Below are 16,301 nucleotides of genomic sequence, written 5' to 3'. Positions count from 1 at the left end.
GAGTCCTCACGCTGCGCGACCGAGCAAAAACGCGTCGGCGCCGCGCCACTTTTCAACCTGCACGAGGCAGGAATTCGGGCTCATGCTGCTCGTGCCGGCTGTCTGCGGCCGATCAGGTGTAAGCATGTTCATGCAACCGCCGATTTCAACCTGCTCGCCATCAATCTCGACAAGCTCGAATTCAGCGCTCGCCTCGTAGGACTTGACCACTCCTGCGCGCACCAGCGGCGAAACGTCGGCGGCGCAGATCACGGCGCCGCGATCGTTATGCACCTTGACGAGGTCCCGATGGGCAATGCCGCGAGCGGCGGCGTCTGCCGGGCTCAGCCTCAACAACCAGAAGCGGTGGCCGCCGATCAGCGCGCGATGGTCGTCAATACTATTGACCGCCGAATGCTTGCCGTCGCAGTGGGTATGGAAACTGTAGCGGCTGTGCGTCGCGATTAACTGCAGCGGGTAGCGTTGCGCGAGCTCGGAACGCAAACCCTCCCAGGACGGAATGTATCGATTGAGCGGCGGCCTTTCCGGGTTGTTCGCGGTGTGCCGCTCGAGCAACTCCGGCACGAACTCGAATTTTCCGCTTGGCGTCTGTAAGCCCTCACCAAACTTTTCGGCGAACTGCGACGGCAACGGATGGGGTTCGTGCAAGTCCTTTCGGCGGCCCTGCGCGAACCAACGCATGTCCACGGGATGACGAAGTTCGGGCTTCTCGGGCGGCACGACGTAATAGCCCTTTCGGCAAAACTCGCGCCACGACACGTGATCTGGCAGATCGGACGAGTCGAACACCCGCTTGACCCAATTCAGTTCGCTACACCCTTCTGTGAATACGCCGCCCAAGCCTAGCCGCGTCAGGATCGCAGTGAAAATATCGTAGTCGGAACGCGATTCGCCTAAAGGCTCGATGCACTTATGCTGCATCGTCAGTACGCGATGGTTGACGGTGCCGAAGCCGTGGTGCGCGTAGCCGCCGGAATTCGACCACTCGCCGATGTCCCAGCGCTCCAATGCCGTGCATGCCGGCAGGATCACGTCGGCGAACTGCGCCTCGCCTTCCATCCAGATGGACTGATTGACGACGAATTCGAGGCTCGGGTGCCGGTAGGCCTCCGTCCAGCGGCCGGAATTCGTCACGGTGCTCAGCGCCGAGCCGCCGTAGCGATAAATCATGTGGATCGGCGAGTAACCGGGCATGGGATAGCTGAACGGCGCAAACTGCGCTTCCTGCGACATCCCATCCCACAGATAACCCGTGGCATGGCCGTCGATGATGGCGTCCGGCAACTGTTGCCGCGGCACCATTTGCTTGACCGGGTTCAAGGTCAAGATGTGGGGCATGCGTTGATAGTTGTTCACCGCGTTGCCCGTCCACGCGAGGTCACCTGAAATACCGCCGTCCGCGTAGCCTGGAAAGTAGAAATGCAGATCGTGAGGCGCCCCTACTTCAAGGCAGCCGAAGTTGACGCCCGGTTTGCCCCAGCCCTGCATGGCCATCATCATGACCATGCAGCGCGCCCATTGCGCGCCGGTGGCGCCCCGGCCGGCGCCGCCAAATCCCGTGCCCGTCATCCCGACGGCCAGATGGACCTTTCTGTTCCCCCACAGGCGAGCCAAAGCGCGAGCGTCCTTGGCGGGCACGCCTGTTTCCGATTCCTGCCATTCCGGCGTTTTGGGAATGCCGTCTGTTTCGCCCAGCAAATACGCGCGCCACTGCTCGAAGCCGGTCGTTCGGGCAGCGACATACGCCGCGTCGTACAGGCCCTCCACGGCCCACACGTACATGACCGCTGTGGCCAACGCCGCATCCGTTTGCGGGCGGATCGGAATCCAGCGGCCACCGAGCAACTGGGCCGTGGGATTGCAGTGCGGATCGATATGCACGAACTGCAGCCCGAGCTCCTTGGCCAACAAGCGGCGCGGCGTGCCCTCGAAGCCCGCGTAGGCGCCATTGGTGCTCTCCGGATCGCACGACCAGAAGACGATCATCTCCGCTTCCCTGAGGGCGTCCTCCACGCCGCCATAGCCGGCTGGCACGCCAATGCGCATGGAGTTGCCGAAGTGATGCATGGCGCCCCAATACCATCCCTCCCAGCTGTCCGGATTGGCGGCCACACGGGTAAAGCCGATCAGGTTCGCAAATCGCGTCAATGCGCTCAAGTAGTAGCCTACGTTGCCCCACTGATGGTGCGACGACACCGGGAACGTAATGGAGCCCGGACCGTGAACGCGCTTTTGTCGATTGATCTCCTTGGCGACGATATCGAGCGCCTCGTCCCAGCTGATACGCACATAGCCCGACTTGCCGCGGTTCTGAGGATTGCGTTCACCGTCCGGATCGAAATCGACCCGCTTCATCGGATGGAGAATGCGCTTGTCGGAATAGACGAGCGACTTGAGCGTCAACGCATGGGGGGCCACCAAGGCGCGTCGCGGTGGCGAAAAGCGCCGGCCGCGTGCCTCGATCACCCAGCTAGCCGCATCGCGATCATCAAATTCGATGGGAGTGACGCGAACGATACGGCCGTTTTTGACGTACACGTACAACGGCCCGCCGTTGGTGCAGGTCGTGTACCGGCGAGTACCGTCTTGCATGGGCGTGCCCATCGGCAGGCCGACCGTCTGCATCATGGCCAGTGTTTGCATGAGCCAGACGAGAAGCTCATCCTCGCCCTCGGTGACCACCTTGAAATTCTTGGCGGCGTGGATGATTTCTCCTTGGTCGGGATTGGGTGAGAGAAATTTCAAGGCCGTGGCGACATCCTTGAAGGCCATGCGCACGTCGGACTGTGCTCGCCCCGCGGCGCGCGATCGAATACGGCCGTTCCTGAACTCGATGACCCGGCCGATGCTCTCGTCCATCAATCCGATCCATACAATCAGATTTCTCTCCTTGAGACGAGCGCGATACATCGGGAAACGGCGTGCCGTCAGGTCAAGGACCTTGGGCAACGCGAACAAAATGGTCTTGAGAGCCTGACGTTTCATCGTTCGATCCATCATGCATTAAAACGTGTAGGCAACGTTCAGGAACGCGCTAAGCGGATGGAGTCGCAGGGTCGACTTTGAAACAATCTGCGTTCCCGCGGCAGTCTGCCCATACAACGTGAGCCTGGCCGTTACCGGGATGTAATCGAGCGTAGCGCCTACCGACCAGTGCTCGCTGATGGAATAGCTCGCTCCGACCTCGAACACGGGGTTCCATGACGAACTGAGCGTCGCGCGCGCCGAACCGCCCGGACCGAAGCTATCGGTAATGAACTGGCTGTTGGTCGGCCGGACCTGAGTGAACCATGTGTAATTCACCCCTAATCCGACGAACGGGCGGAACTTCGTCGCGCCAGAAAACAGGTGATATCGAAAAACCAGAGCGGGCGGCATCGGTCTTGTCGCGCCCAGGTTGCCATACTTCGCCAGTGACCCGTCGCCGACCAGATCCACCTTCAGCGGCAGGCCAAAAAGCATGGCTGCTCCGACGTTGTCAGTAATGTAGTACTCCGTGGTAAATCCCACCGTATCGGTCGACGTCGCGTGCGCACCGCTGCCGGCCACTTCCCGGTTGACCGGCACTCCGCCCACGCTTTCCACGGTCAAGGGCGTTGCGTTGCCTTGCGGCGCGACATGCAGCCAACCTGCCGAGACGGTCATGCTGCCGGCAGACTGGGCCATTGCGTGCTGGCTCAAGGCAGCCGATCCCATGCAAAAGGCGATGCCGAGCGTGCGGCGGCCCAACGTGTGATATGTCATGTCTCCTCCTTTTCGATACTTCAAATAGTCGTCGAATCGATTCTATTTTTTAAGTCATCCTAATTGATTCACTGCGTTGATAAACGGATGACTCGCGACATCAAACTGCCGTACGATGTGCCGCTATTCGCTCGTCCTCGCAAACGGCCCGCCCGACGCGCACCGAGCGACGTCCGCCATCAACTGCTTCCGCTCACGCGGGAAGACGCCTGCGCAAGCACTGAGGAACCCATCCCTTGACGGTCTTGCGACACCTCTTCCACAACTGGTTCCGCCAGAATCGAGAATGTGAAGGGAAACCGGCCGAGCACAGACGCCGCCTGTTCCTCCATTTCGCGGCTGCGAAGCTCGACGTGCAAAACCGTCCCACGCGCCGGATCCTGGACGGCATGCACGAGCGCCCCTTCAATTCCGGCTTCGGCAAGCGCTGAAAGCAGTGCGTCCACCGTCTCGCGGCGCTTTAACTCAGGCTTGAATATCTTGCCGACTCCGGTCAGCGGCATCGTCTCGATGATCCGGATGCCCTTCGGCAGTGCCGCCCGTTCGCCGATCTCACTGCGTATGAATTCCGCCAGTTCGCTTTCGGTTGCCGTTGCGCCGGGCTTGAGTTGCACGTAGGCGATCGGCAACTCCCCGGCGTGGGCATCCGGACGGCCGATTGCCGCGGCAACCTGTACCGCCGGGTGGCGATGCAACGGCTCCTCGATCGTGGCGGGATCGATATTGTGGCCGCCCCGTATGATCAAGTCCTTCTTGCGGCCGGTAAGCCAGAAATAGCCGTCAGCGTCGCGCCGCCCCAGGTCGCCGGTGTTGAACCAGCGCTTGCCGTCGCCGAGTTCGACCCAGATGCCTTCGTTGTGCTCCGGCTCTGCGTATCCCGCGAAGACGTTGGGACCTGAAATGACCAGCAAGCCCGTCTCATCAGTCTCGCAGTCGCGCGAATATCGGCCCTGCGCATCCAGCATCACGGCCTTCATCGCTTGCCCCGGAATCCGAAGGCCGATCGATCCGACGCGGCGCTCGCCAAGCGGAGGGTTCACGCTGCTCACACACGTTCCCTCCGTCAGCCCATAGGCTTCGAGAATGCGGATTCCCGTGCGCTCCTGAAATCGGCGGAAGACTTCGACAGGCATGGGCGCAGCGCCGCACAGGCCATATTCGAGCGAGCTGATATCGCACCCGTCGATGGGAACGTCGAGCAGCGAGGCGTAAAGCGTCGGGACACCGCTGAAAAAATTGATGCGGTGTCGCTCGATGATTTGCCAGAAGCGCTTGATGACGCCCTCGCCTCGATAGCCCTGCGGCGTTCCGAGCACGACATGCGCGCCTTGGGAAAACGGCAGGAGCCCGGTCGCCATGACCGCATTGACATGAAACAGCGGCAGGCCGCAAAAGATCGTTTTGCCCGGCCCCATACTTTCGCCGAAGAATCGCGAGGTACTCCATGCATTGGCGACTTCATTTCCATGCCGGCGCATCGCGATCTTTGGGCGCCCTGTCGTCCCGCCCGTACTGAAAAACGACGATAGATCGTCCCGCTGGAAGCGCCGGTTGCCGAGCAGACCCGTACCGGATTCGCGTTCCATTGCCCTCGTGAAATCGTGCAATTCGATTCCGGCGGGGACCGCCGCGCGCAGGCCGACCTCGCCGTGCAATCGGCTCACTTCGCTGCGGGCGAGCATGCGTGCGGCGGACCTCATTGGACCGGGCATCCGGTCGGCCAGATTGACCAATACGAGATGCTTGAGCGCCGGCAGCCGATCGAGGATCGCGTGAACTTTCTGCCAGATATCCGTTTGCGGAAACGGCGCCAGGGTGACGAGCACTTCGGCCCCGGCTGCATTGAGCAGATCGGCTATTGCCTCGCCTTCGAGCAGTGGGTTGATTGCGCACGTAATGCCCGCTGCCTGTCCGCCCCAGATGACGAAATGCGTCTCCGGCAAGTTGGGCAACACGTACGCGATCACGGATTGCGACGTGACGCCGAGCCGGGTGAAGGCGTTCGCCGTTCGGGTGATGTCACGAACCAGTTCGCCATAGGTCCAGCATTCGGCGTTGCGATAAACGTCGGCGGTCATAAAAAACGAAAGCGCTGGCGCGGACGGCTCGATCGCAGCACCACGGCAGATCATTTCGTAGGTGCTGACAGGCAGATCCTCGGGCACCCCTTGCGCCTCTAGCGCAAGGACGTCATCTCGGCTCACGATCCCTTGGGCGGTCATGACGCTTCATCCACCACTTCGTTGCGTTGAACGCCCAGATCGATGGATCCGTCGCGGCTCGCGATGCGCGATTCGACCACGTCGCCGGCGCGCAGATACTGCGGCCTCGCTGCCTGGATATCCATGAACATTTTCCATTTGGCTTCCTCGGACAGGGCCGCCGCGAGGCGCTGCTTCATCGGCGAAGGCACCGACAGCGCACAGCCCGACGGCGTGCCGGTGGAAAGCAGGTCCCCGACGAAAAGGTCATGGACGCCGGAGATCTCGGTCAGCGTTTCGGCGGGACCGTAGACGAGATTCGCGGTCGAATCCTGCTGCCGGATAGCCCCGTTGACGGTGAGCGTCAGTTCGAGCCGACCAAGCTTGGCCATGTCGCTCCGTTCGAGCAGGCACAGGTAGGGCCCAACAGGACCGAATGTGCGAAAGCTCTTGCCCTTGTAAAACTGCATCTGCGGAATCTGAATATCGCGCGCAGAGTAATCGTTGACGATGACGGCACCCGCGATGTACTCGCTGAGATCGCCTTCGGCGATCGTACGGCGCGACGTAATGTTCTTCTTGAGCACTAGACCGAGTTCGATTTCGTAATCGAGGAATCTCACGTGCGAGGGCTTCACAAGGGGCGAATCCGCGGGGACGATGCAACTCGTCGCCTTCGTGAAGAGCATGTTGAATTTCTTCGCATCCGGGTCCATGCCGGATTCGATCATGTGCTGGCGATAGTTCGCCCCCTGGCAGATGAACTGCTGGTTTGCCGAGACCGGCGAGAGCCATTGCACGGCCGACTCGGGAATTGTCGGGCCGTCGAGTTCAATCAGACGCTCCACCGGATTCGCAGCGATAAATGCCGCCGTCGTGGTGAACTCGCCGGGAATCGGCGTGATAGCGCCGTTTCGTACCACGCCCCAACGCGCGTGACCTTCATGGCGGTAATGCAAAACATGCAGTGACATGGCTTAGTCTCTATCGTTTGGAAATGCGGAGATATCAGGCGAAGATTTTGGCGAGCGTCAGCAGCTTGCTCACCGTCAGGTCCGGACTGCGTCGGAGGTTGCGAATGAGAGCGGCCAGGCTCGACGGCGAGAGCTCGGGCTTGGTGAAACTGCGCGGCATGGCCGGTCCCCATTGCGCCATCGCTTCACGGCTGACCGCATGCACGCCCGTGGGGACGTCCGACGTAAAGAGATCGCCGTCGCAGTAGTGTTCGTGCTTGTCGCCCCAGGGGTCTTGCCAGTAGTCGAAGATCTGGCTGCCGAGAATATGGCGTCCGATTCCCCATGCGTGCGTCCAACCTTTCTCGCGCAGGACGCGTTGCCCCATGCCCACCGCATCCGCATCGATCAACTCGAAAGCGCTATGGCTGTACTTCGGAACGAAACCTTGCGCCAACGCGAGCGTGTGATGGTCGGCCGGCCGCCCGCCCAGGTCCAATCGCATGAAGGCGACGGCCGGTGAGCCGTCGGGTAGTGTCTGCACATCGCTCGGGATAAAGCCGAAGTGCTGCGTGTACCACGCGCACGTCTTCTGGAAGTCGGCCAACTCGAGCACGACATGCCCTAGCTTGATGACATCGGGTGGGTTCGCCGGCGGGCGCTGGGTGTCGTTAATGCGGACCACGGCGTCCACGGAATTGAACGGCAGCGCGTTCCGGTGCGGCAGCGGTTCGACCTCGCGTGCGCCCCAGACCGCATCGACGCGAAAGCCCGACGGGTCGGTCAACCTCACACGATATCCGCCGCCCGGCCAGTCCGACCGCTCCACCTCCGTGGCGCCGGGCAGCCGCGTCAGTGCATGCAGGTCCGATTCGCCGTCGACCTGCAATCCGAAGCCGGCGAATTGCGCCTTCGGCGCGTGGCGGACGACATAACAGGACGGCGCCGGGCCGGTACCGCGCAAAAACAACCTGGCTTCGTTTCGCAGCACCGTCTGCAATCCGAAGTCATTGAGAAATCGCTCGGCTTGTTCGAGGTCGGGCCGGTCGAAGATCAGATACGACAACCCCGACGCTTTCGTCGTGGGGTTTGGATGACGTGCGGGTTGAGTCGTACTCAACCCGGCAACGCCCGCATGCGCGCTTGTCTCCACGCTTGGCTCCTTTCGTCTATATGGTGGCTTGTCCGATCTATCGTTCGGCTCGTTTATGACATTTAAGTCATTGCTGATAGTTTTGTCAACTAGTGGAATCGTGGTCGCGCACGCGGCGGCATCCACTCGAGGCGGCCCGGTACGCGGATGCGTGCATGCGTTCAATTCGACTGAATGCTCATAGTTGATTACATAATCATTTATGTGTTATATATCGCCTCTTGCGTCGACGCAGAGCCGGACGGTCGCCGCGCACTTATCCGAAGCAACAGTCCCGGCAGCCCAGCGCGAGCCCGAAGATGTCCACGAATTCCCCCGCAGTGCGCGAGCCGCAGCATGAGCGTGCACGACTCAACCCCTATCCGCGGCAGGCAATGCTCTGGGGCGCCCTCGCAGTCGGGGCCGGCCTTCTGATGTGGATCCTGCGTCCTGTGCTCACGCCGTTCCTGCTGGGCGGCCTGATCGCGTACATGCTCCAGCCCGGCGTTGAATGGCTGGTCCGTCGGCGGATTCCGCGCACCCTTGCGGCGCTTGCCATGATGCTGTTGTTTGCGTCGGTCATTGTGTCGCTTGGCCTGCTCGTGTTCGCGGTGATTCAAAAGGAGCTGCCGGCGCTTGCTTCGCAAATTCCAGGATTCACGGCAAGGATCAATGCCTGGCTGCAGCCGAAGCTCGGGCTGGTCGGCCTGGAGAGCTCCTTCGATTTGTCGAGCTTGCGTAACGTTCTGACGAGCCGGCTCGCAGGCGGCGGGCAATCGATCGAAGTCGCAGCCTGGCGCTATGTGCGCACGGGCGGCAGTGCATTGGTCACCGTGGTGGGCAATGTCGTCGTGGTACCGCTCGTGCTGTACTACCTGCTCTACGACAGGCGCAAGGTCTTCGCGCGGATCGAAAGTCTCGTGCCGCGGCCGTGGCTCGGCAAAACGCGTGCACTCGTGACTGAGATGGACCAGATGCTGTCGCAATATCTGCGTGGCCAGTTGCTCGTCATGGTTGTACTCGCAACCTTCTATCCGATCGCGCTGAGCCTCGCCGGGTTGGGCGTTGCGTTGCCCGTCGGTCTGTTTACCGGGCTTGCGGTCTTCATCCCTTACGTCGGCTTCGCCACGGGGCTCGTACTCGCGATGCTCGCCGCGTTGCTCCAATTCGGCGACTGGTATGGGTTCGGTGTGGTGGCGTTGATCTATGCGGTCGGGCAAGTGCTCGAGACGGCGTTTCTTACGCCTAGGCTCATCGGGGAACGCATCGGTCTGCATCCGCTCGCGGTGATCTTTGCGTTGCTGGCGTTCGGCGAGATGTTTGGCTTCTTTGGCGTATTGCTCGCGCTTCCCGTCAGCGCGATCCTCGTGACCGCGTTGCGCGAGGTGCGTCGACGTTATCTGGCCAGCGCGCTTTATGCGGACCGGCAGGACGACGCATCACCGCGCCGCCCGCCCGGCCTGTAGCGGGAGCCACGAACCACGTGGGAATACCGTCAGCGGGCTCCGCTAATCCGGCCCATGCGCCGCAGCCGGCAACGGCCCTCGAGCCACACATTCGGCCTCTTCGCGATTCAGGCCCAGCACCTGCAATACGACCACCGCAGCGCGCTCGGCGAAACCCTCTTCGCCCGGCTCCGGCGCGCCATGCCGTTCCACTTCCACGTGACCATTGACGGCATGGCTCAACTCCGCGGCGATCGCCGCAAGGACGATACCGCTTACCGACACATGACAGATGAAGGGATCGGTCACGGCAAATCGCCCGGCCGCTATCCCGGCCTCGCTGTCGCGCTTCAACCGTCGACCCATGCCATCTTGCAGCGCGCGCTCCGAAAACCCCTCCCGAATCAAAAAGTAGCCCCATACCGGCTCACGCCGAGCGCGCATCAGCGTATGCCGCACGCCCACTGCCACTACCTCCGCCGGGTCCGATAGCCCGCGCACCAGCGCATCGAGCTGTTCGCCGAAGTCCTCGAATACCCAGTCGAAAAGCGCGGCGTGCAAAGCCTCCTTCGAATCGAAGTGGTTGTAGAACGAACCGAACCCGACGTCGGCGGCTTCCGTGATTTCGTTGATGGTCACGTGCTCGACGCCTTTCATCGCCACGAGAGCGAGCGCCGCCTCGAGCAGGCGGGTGCGGGTCTCGCGCTTACGCCGTGCACCGCGTGGCTCCCGCGGTTTGGGCTCGCCCCCGCGCCCGTCGCCCATGACGGCCACGGCCGCCGCCGCGGCACCGGTCGCGGCGGCCGCTTGAGAAGACCGTTCCGACGCGGCGCTGCCGCGCGTCACCTGCACCCCTGCCTCTTTTTCATCTTTCATCGATTGAGATTAACTGGTCATAATTGACAATATTATCATCTTCGACTCTAATGTCACCAACGATCGATGCTGGTCAGTGAAAACCCTGGCCTGCGAACGGTCTTCCTTTCATCTTGCCTAGCTCTCGTTTGGAAACATCGTGAAACTCCCCGGTCCTGACACGCGGTCCTCCTCGCGCCCGTCCTCTTTCTCCGCGCCGCCCCGTCGGGCAGGCATTTGTCTCGCCGTTTGCGGCGCCGTGCTGCTCGCGGCATGTCATACGCACGAACCCGCCGCCCCGGAAGCGAAGCCCGTGGTGGCGCTGGCGGTGCACGCCGACAACACGGCGAACGCCACGTCGCTGCCGGCCCAGGTCGAAGCGCGTTACTCGACAGCGCTTTCATTCCGCGTCGGCGGCAAAATCGCCGAGCGGCGCGTCCATCTGGGCGATACGGTCAAAGCCGGGCAAGTGCTCGCCCTGCTCGATCCCGCCGATCTGCGGAACAACGCAGTGAACGCACGCGCACAACTCGATGGAGCCGAGCATCAGCTCGCGTACCAGAAGCAGCAACTCGTTCGGGATCAAGCGCAGGCGCAGGCCAACCTGATTGCGCCCGCGCAGTGGGAGCAAACGCAGAACGCCTATGCAACGGCGCTTGCCCAGCGCGATTCGGCGCTCGCTCAAATGGCGCTGGCCGAAGACCACTTGCGCTATACCACCCTGGTGGCGGACCACGACGGCGTGGTCAAGTCGGAAGATGCCGATACGGGTCAGAACGTCGAGCAAGGCCAGGCGGTCTATCACCTCGACTGGAGCGGCGATGTCGATGTCGCGTGCGACGCCCCCGAAAGCGCACTGAATTCGCTGGTCGTCGGCCGGATCGCAAAGGTCACGCTGCCGGCTCTGCCCGGCAAGACATTCGAAGCGCGCGTGCGCGAGGTCGCTCCGAGCGCCGATCCGCTAAGCCGCACCTGGCGCGTGAAGCTGACGCTCGTTGCGCCGAGCCCCGAGGTGCGCCTCGGCATGACGGCTCAGGTGCAGTTCGATATTGCGCGTGCGAACGACGGCTTCATCCCGTTCCAGCTGCCGGCCACGGCGCTTTTTCACGATGGCGGCAAGCCCGCCGTTTGGGTCGTGCAGCCCGGCACCGACAAGCTCGTTCTGCGTCCCGTTTCCGTCACGAACTACGGCGAGGGAACCATTGACGTCGTTGCGGGCCTGCACGACGGCGAACGCGTCGTCGTGCAAGGCGTCCATACCGTGAGCGCCGGCGAGCACGTGCAAGTGATCGCCCCGCTGCATCCCGAGGACTTTGCATCATGAGCATCGTCGACCACGAAAAATCCGGCGACGTCACGCTCGCCACCGCTCCGAACGCCGAAAGCCAAGGCAAAAGCGGCTTCAATCTCTCAGAGTGGGCGCTGCGTCATCAGCAGCTTGTCATTTACCTGATCGGCCTGATGACGCTCTTCGGCGTCATCGCCTATACGCATCTGTCTCAATCCGAAGATCCGCCGTTCACGTTCCGAACCATGGTTATTCGGACCTACTGGCCGGGCGCGAACGCGCGTGAAGTGCAGGAGCAAGTCACGGACCGGATCGCGCGCCAGCTTCAGGCCGCACCGTATGTGGACAACATCAAGAGCTATTCGCGGCCCGGCGAGTCGATGATCTTCTTCGCGATGAAGGACTCGGCGCCCGTCAAGGACGTGCCTGAAACCTGGTATCAGGTCCGCAAGAAAGTGGGCGACATCCGCGCAACGCTGCCGCAAGGCATCGTGGGCCCGTTTTTTAACGATGAGTTCGGCGACGTTTATACAAACATCTACGCCCTTGAAGGCGACGGGTTTTCGCCCGCGCAACTGCACGACTATGCCGACCAGTTGCGCACCGTGCTGCTGCGCGTGCCCGGCGTGGCGAAGGTCGACTACTTCGGCGATCCCGATCAGCACATCTTCATCGAGATTTCGAACACGCAGCTGACGAAGCTCGCGGTCACGCCCGCTGAACTGGCGCATGCCATCGACGCGCAGAACGCCGTGGCGCCGGTCGGCACATTCAACACGCCTGACGACCGTGTGTTCGTGCGTACGAGCGGCGCGTTCAAGGACGTGCGGGCGTTCGAAGACATGCTGATATGGGTCAATCGCCGCACGTTCCGGCTCGGCGACATCGCGAAGATCCGCCGCGGCTATGACGATCCGCCCGTCACGCAGATGCGTACGAACGGACACGCGGTGCTCGGAATCGGCATCACGATGCAAACCGGCGGCGACGTGATCCGCCTCGGCAAGGCGCTCGACAGCGAACGCGCCGAACTGCAGGCGCGCCTGCCCGCAGGGCTCAAGCTTGTCCAGATCTCGAGCATGCCCGATACCGTCAAGCACTCGGTCGACGATTTCGTCGAGGCAGTGGCCGAGGCCGTCGCCATCGTGCTCGTGGTCAGTCTCGTCTCGCTCGGCCTGCGCACGGGCATGGTCGTCGTGATCACCATCCCGATCGTGCTCGCCGTGACGTCGCTGTGCATGTATCTGTTCGGTATCGGCCTGAACAAGGTCTCGCTCGGCACGCTCGTGCTCGCGTTGGGCCTGCTCGTGGACGACGCCATCATCGCGGTCGAGATGATGGCCGTGAAACTCGAGCAAGGCTGGAGCCGCATGCGCTCGGCAGCGTTCGCCTATACGAGCACGGCCTTTCCGATGCTCACGGGTACGCTCGTCACCGTAGCGGGCTTCCTGCCGATCGCGCTGGCGAAGTCGAGCACCGGCGAGTACACGCGCTCGATCTTCGAAGTGTCCGCGATCGCGCTCATCGTTTCGTGGTTCGCCGCCGTGGTGCTGGTTCCGCTGCTCGGCTACCACATGCTCCCCGAGCGCAAGGCAGGCGAGCACGGCGCTCACGGCGCCCACGGCCACGCCGAAGATATTTACAACACGGGCTTCTATCGCCGCATGGCCGGTTGGGTCTCCTGGTGTATCGAGCACCGCTGGTTGGTGCTGGGCGTGACGGCTATCGCGTTCGCCGTCGCTATGGCGGCCTTCACTCGCGTGCCCAAGCAGTTCTTCCCGAACTCCGAGCGCCCCGAGTTGCTTGTCGACATGCGTTTGCCGGAAGGCGCATCGTTCGCAGCGACGTTGCGTGAAGCGCAACGCCTCGAGCAGACACTTCGCGGACGCCCCGAGATCGAGCGCGTGGTCGACTTTGTTGGCACCGGCGCGCCCCGCTTCTATCTGCCTCTCGACCAGCAGTTGCAGCAGCCGAACTTCGCGCAGTTCGTCGTGACGGCCAAAGACGTCGAAGAACGCGAAAAGCTCCTGAAATGGCTCGACGCATCGCTCGAAAAGCAATTCCCCGGTGTGCGAACCCGTGTGGCACGACTCGAAAACGGGCCTCCCGTCGGCTATCCGATTCAGTTCCGCGTGAGCGGCGACAACCTCGCGACCGTGCATGAGATCGCACAAAAGGTGGCCGACAAGGTACGTGCCGATGCGCGCACGCGCAACGTGCAGTTCGACTGGGACGAGCCCGAGGAGCGCTCGCTGTCGTTCCAGATCGACCAGAACGGCGCGCGCCAACTCGGCGTGACCTCGCAGGACGTGTCGAACTTTCTCGCCATGACGCTCTCCGGCTATACGGTGACGCAGTATCGCGAGCGCGACAAACTGGTCAACGTCGATCTGCGCGCGCCGAAAAGCGAGCGTGTCGATCCCTCGCAGCTCACGAGCCTCGCCGTGCCGACGCCCCAAGGCCCCGTGCCGCTCGGCACGCTTGGCAACGTGCGCACGGCGCTCGACTACGGTGTGATCTGGGAACGCGATCGTCAACCGACCATCACCGTACAGGCCGACGTGCGAGGTAACGCACAAGGCATCGACGTCACGCGCGACGTGGACCGCGAATTGAGCCAGCTTCGCGCGCAATTGCCGATCGGCTATCGCATCGTAGTGGGCGGCTCCGTCGAGGAAAGCATGAAGGGCCAGACTTCGATCAATGCGCAAATGCCGATCCTCATCATCGCGGTGCTCACCCTGCTGATGATCCAGCTACAAAGCTTTTCGCGCACGTTCATCGTGGTGCTGACCGCGCCGCTCGGTTTGATCGGCGTCGTCGCCGCGCTGCTGCTGCTCGGCGAACCGTTCGGCTTCGTCGCCATGCTCGGTGTCATCGCGATGTTCGGCATCATCATGCGCAACTCGGTGATCCTCGTCGATCAGATCGAGCAGGACATCGCATCCGGTCAGCCCCGTTTCGATGCGATCGTCGGCGCGACCGTCAGACGCTTCCGTCCGATCATGCTCACGGCCGCCGCCGCCGTGCTGGCCTTGATTCCGTTGCTTCGCTCGGGCTTTTTCGGCCCGATGGCGAGCTCGCTCATGGGCGGCATCACGATCGCCACGGTGCTCACGCTGTTCTTCCTGCCAGCCCTTTATGCGACTTCCTTCCGTGTTCGGCGCGACGAGCGCGGTGCGCAACACACCATCGTCGAGCACGCGGAGATCTGATCATGCAATTTGCCGTTAAGACATCCGTTATCGCCGTATTCGCGGCACTCGCAACCAGCGCCTGTACGTTGGGTCCGAGCGGCGCGCCGCCCGCGATGCCGTCGCCCGCGCATTACGGGGCGCAGCCTCAATCGCTGCAGACCGTTGCGGCTGGAGGAACCGCGCAACATTTCGATGCCGGCGCAACGGCCGCGCCGCAATGGTGGACGTTGTACCGCTCCGATGCGCTCGATGCCCTCGTCGAAGAGGGCTTGCGCAACAATCCGACGCTCGCCGCCACGCAAAGGTCGCTCAATGCCGCCCAGCAGGAACTGCGGGCGCAGATCGGCGCGTCCACCCTGCCGTCTGTCGATGCCGGCGCCGAGGCGGAGCGAACGCGCTCGCCCGTCGTCCCCGGCATCGGTCCAAACACCGAGCGCTATAACATCTTCGCCGGTCAGCTGCAGGCGCAGTACAACTTCGATCTGTTCGGCGCCGTTCGCTACGGCAACAAGGCCAGCGCCGCGCGCGTCGACGTGCAGGCGTATGAGCTCGAAGCGGCGCGCCGCGCGCTGGCCGCGAACATCGTCGGCACCGCCATCCGTGCCGCGGCGCTCGATCGTCAGATCGCACTCACCGAACGCCTCGTGACGCTCGCAGGCGATACGGCGCGCGACGATGCGCAGCGTCAAGCGCTCGGCTCGGTCTCGCATGCCCAGGCACTGGGATCGGCACGGCAGGCTGCCGCGCTCGCCGCGACGCTTCCGCCATTGCGTCAGCAGCGCGCCAGCACCGTGCACGCGCTGGCCGTGCTGTTGGGGCGGACGCCCGACGCAGCGCCCGCCGTCCCCGATCTCGACAGCCTTTCGCTGCCCGAGCATGTACCTGTCGCCGTGCCGGCGCAGCTGCTTCGCTCGCGCCCGGATATCCAGGCGGCCGAAGCCGCGGTGCAAGCGGCGGCCGCCGATGTCGGCGAGGCCACGGCGCAGCTTTTCCCTAACCTGTCGCTGACGGCCTCGATGGGCCGCGCCGGTTTCAGCTGGCCGGCCCTGCTCTCCGGCGCCGGCGGTATCTGGGCGATCGGCGCGAGCGTTTCGCAACCGATCTTCCACGGCGGCGCCCTGCTCGCGCATCGACGCGCCACGAAGGAGGCTTATGAGGCAGCAGTGCTGCATTACAAATCGACGGTGCTGTCCGCGTTCGGGAACGTCGCTAACTCGCTCGCCGCGCTCGACAACGACGCTCAGACACTCGCCTCGACCGAAAGCGAGGCTCGCGCCGCGCAGCAACTGTTCGACGAAACGATGTCGCGCTACCGGCTCGGGTCCCTGCCGATATCGGCGGCTCAAGCCAGCGAGCAGCAGTTTCTGACCGCACGGCTCGACTCGGTTCGCGCACAGAGCCAGCGGCTCGGCGATACGGCCGCGCTCTTCCAGGCGATGGGCGAATTGCCGCAAGAGCCAGCCAAATCGGCATCGCGGGAGTGACG

At 62.9% G+C, this 16,301-nt stretch carries 10 protein-coding genes; 4 read left to right on the top strand and 6 right to left on the bottom strand.

What is annotated here, in order from left to right; genetic code table 11:
* Window positions 1-6 precede the first annotated feature (6 nt).
* The 5 genes from HV711_RS13585 to HV711_RS13565 all read right to left on the bottom strand — a co-directional run bounded on the left by HV711_RS13585 (window position 7) and on the right by HV711_RS13565 (window position 8,051).
* A complete protein-coding gene (locus HV711_RS13585; protein WP_035480454.1) occupies window positions 7-2,985 on the bottom strand; it encodes a molybdopterin-dependent oxidoreductase in 2,979 nt (992 codons plus the stop codon).
* A gap of 18 nt (window positions 2,986-3,003) precedes the next feature.
* On the bottom strand, window positions 3,004-3,744 hold the full coding sequence (locus HV711_RS13580; RefSeq protein ID WP_035480455.1) for an OmpW/AlkL family protein: 741 nt from the start codon (window positions 3,742-3,744) through the stop codon (window positions 3,004-3,006).
* A gap of 179 nt (window positions 3,745-3,923) precedes the next feature.
* Window positions 3,924-5,966, bottom strand: a complete 2,043-nt coding sequence (locus HV711_RS13575; protein WP_035480457.1) for an acyl-CoA synthetase — start codon at window positions 5,964-5,966, stop codon at window positions 3,924-3,926.
* Window positions 5,963-6,919, bottom strand: a complete 957-nt coding sequence (locus HV711_RS13570; RefSeq protein ID WP_035480458.1) for a fumarylacetoacetate hydrolase family protein — start codon at window positions 6,917-6,919, stop codon at window positions 5,963-5,965. The genes HV711_RS13575 and HV711_RS13570 overlap by 4 nt, the downstream gene beginning before the upstream one ends.
* Before the next feature lie 34 nt (window positions 6,920-6,953).
* Window positions 6,954-8,051, bottom strand: coding sequence for a VOC family protein (locus tag HV711_RS13565; RefSeq protein ID WP_035480460.1), 1,098 nt, complete (start codon window positions 8,049-8,051; stop codon window positions 6,954-6,956).
* 299 nt (window positions 8,052-8,350) lie between these two features.
* Here HV711_RS13565 and HV711_RS13560 point away from each other — a divergent pair, with 299 nt between their 5' ends.
* A complete protein-coding gene (locus HV711_RS13560) occupies window positions 8,351-9,496 on the top strand; it encodes an AI-2E family transporter (protein ID WP_051224117.1) in 1,146 nt (381 codons plus the stop codon).
* A gap of 42 nt (window positions 9,497-9,538) precedes the next feature.
* Here HV711_RS13560 and HV711_RS13555 read toward each other — a convergent pair whose 3' ends face one another.
* Window positions 9,539-10,351 carry a TetR/AcrR family transcriptional regulator gene (locus tag HV711_RS13555; protein WP_051224119.1) on the bottom strand — a complete coding sequence of 271 codons (813 nt, stop codon included), beginning with the start codon at window positions 10,349-10,351 and terminating at the stop codon, window positions 9,539-9,541.
* A gap of 139 nt (window positions 10,352-10,490) precedes the next feature.
* Here HV711_RS13555 and HV711_RS13550 point away from each other — a divergent pair, with 139 nt between their 5' ends.
* The 3 genes from HV711_RS13550 to HV711_RS13540 are packed head-to-tail and all read left to right on the top strand — an operon-like array spanning window position 10,491 to window position 16,299.
* Window positions 10,491-11,654: an efflux RND transporter periplasmic adaptor subunit gene (locus tag HV711_RS13550; RefSeq protein WP_035480462.1), complete on the top strand. Its 1,164-nt coding sequence runs from the start codon at window positions 10,491-10,493 to the stop codon at window positions 11,652-11,654.
* Window positions 11,651-14,833 (top strand): efflux RND transporter permease subunit, encoded by a 3,183-nt coding sequence (locus HV711_RS13545; protein ID WP_035480464.1) that lies wholly within the window; start codon window positions 11,651-11,653, stop codon window positions 14,831-14,833. Before HV711_RS13550 ends, HV711_RS13545 begins: the two co-directional genes overlap by 4 nt.
* A 2-nt stretch (window positions 14,834-14,835) precedes the next feature.
* Window positions 14,836-16,299 carry an efflux transporter outer membrane subunit gene (locus tag HV711_RS13540; RefSeq protein WP_035480465.1) on the top strand — a complete coding sequence of 488 codons (1,464 nt, stop codon included), beginning with the start codon at window positions 14,836-14,838 and terminating at the stop codon, window positions 16,297-16,299.
* The last annotated feature ends 2 nt before the right edge of the window (window positions 16,300-16,301 follow it).

This window comes from Paraburkholderia phenoliruptrix, assembly GCF_902859825.1.
Lineage (GTDB): Bacteria > Pseudomonadota > Gammaproteobacteria > Burkholderiales > Burkholderiaceae > Paraburkholderia > Paraburkholderia phenoliruptrix.
Note: the sequence above shows the minus strand (reverse complement) of the source record. Positions and strands in the feature narration are given on the sequence as shown.

Bases quoted from the DNA above. Each gene is read 5' to 3' on its own strand.
- HV711_RS13585 (WP_035480454.1), bottom strand. From the start codon at position 2,985: ATGAAACGTCAGGCTCTCAAGACCATTTTGTTCGCGTTGCCCAAGGTC.
- HV711_RS13570 (WP_035480458.1), bottom strand. From the start codon at position 6,919: ATGTCACTGCATGTTTTGCATTACCGCCATGAAGGTCACGCGCGTTGG.
- HV711_RS13560 (WP_051224117.1), top strand. From the start codon at position 8,351: ATGTCCACGAATTCCCCCGCAGTGCGCGAGCCGCAGCATGAGCGTGCA.
- HV711_RS13540 (WP_035480465.1), top strand. From the start codon at position 14,836: ATGCAATTTGCCGTTAAGACATCCGTTATCGCCGTATTCGCGGCACTC.
- HV711_RS13545 (WP_035480464.1), top strand. From the start codon at position 11,651: ATGAGCATCGTCGACCACGAAAAATCCGGCGACGTCACGCTCGCCACC.
- HV711_RS13580 (WP_035480455.1), bottom strand. From the start codon at position 3,744: ATGACATATCACACGTTGGGCCGCCGCACGCTCGGCATCGCCTTTTGC.
- HV711_RS13575 (WP_035480457.1), bottom strand. From the start codon at position 5,966: ATGACCGCCCAAGGGATCGTGAGCCGAGATGACGTCCTTGCGCTAGAG.
- HV711_RS13555 (WP_051224119.1), bottom strand. From the start codon at position 10,351: ATGAAAGATGAAAAAGAGGCAGGGGTGCAGGTGACGCGCGGCAGCGCC.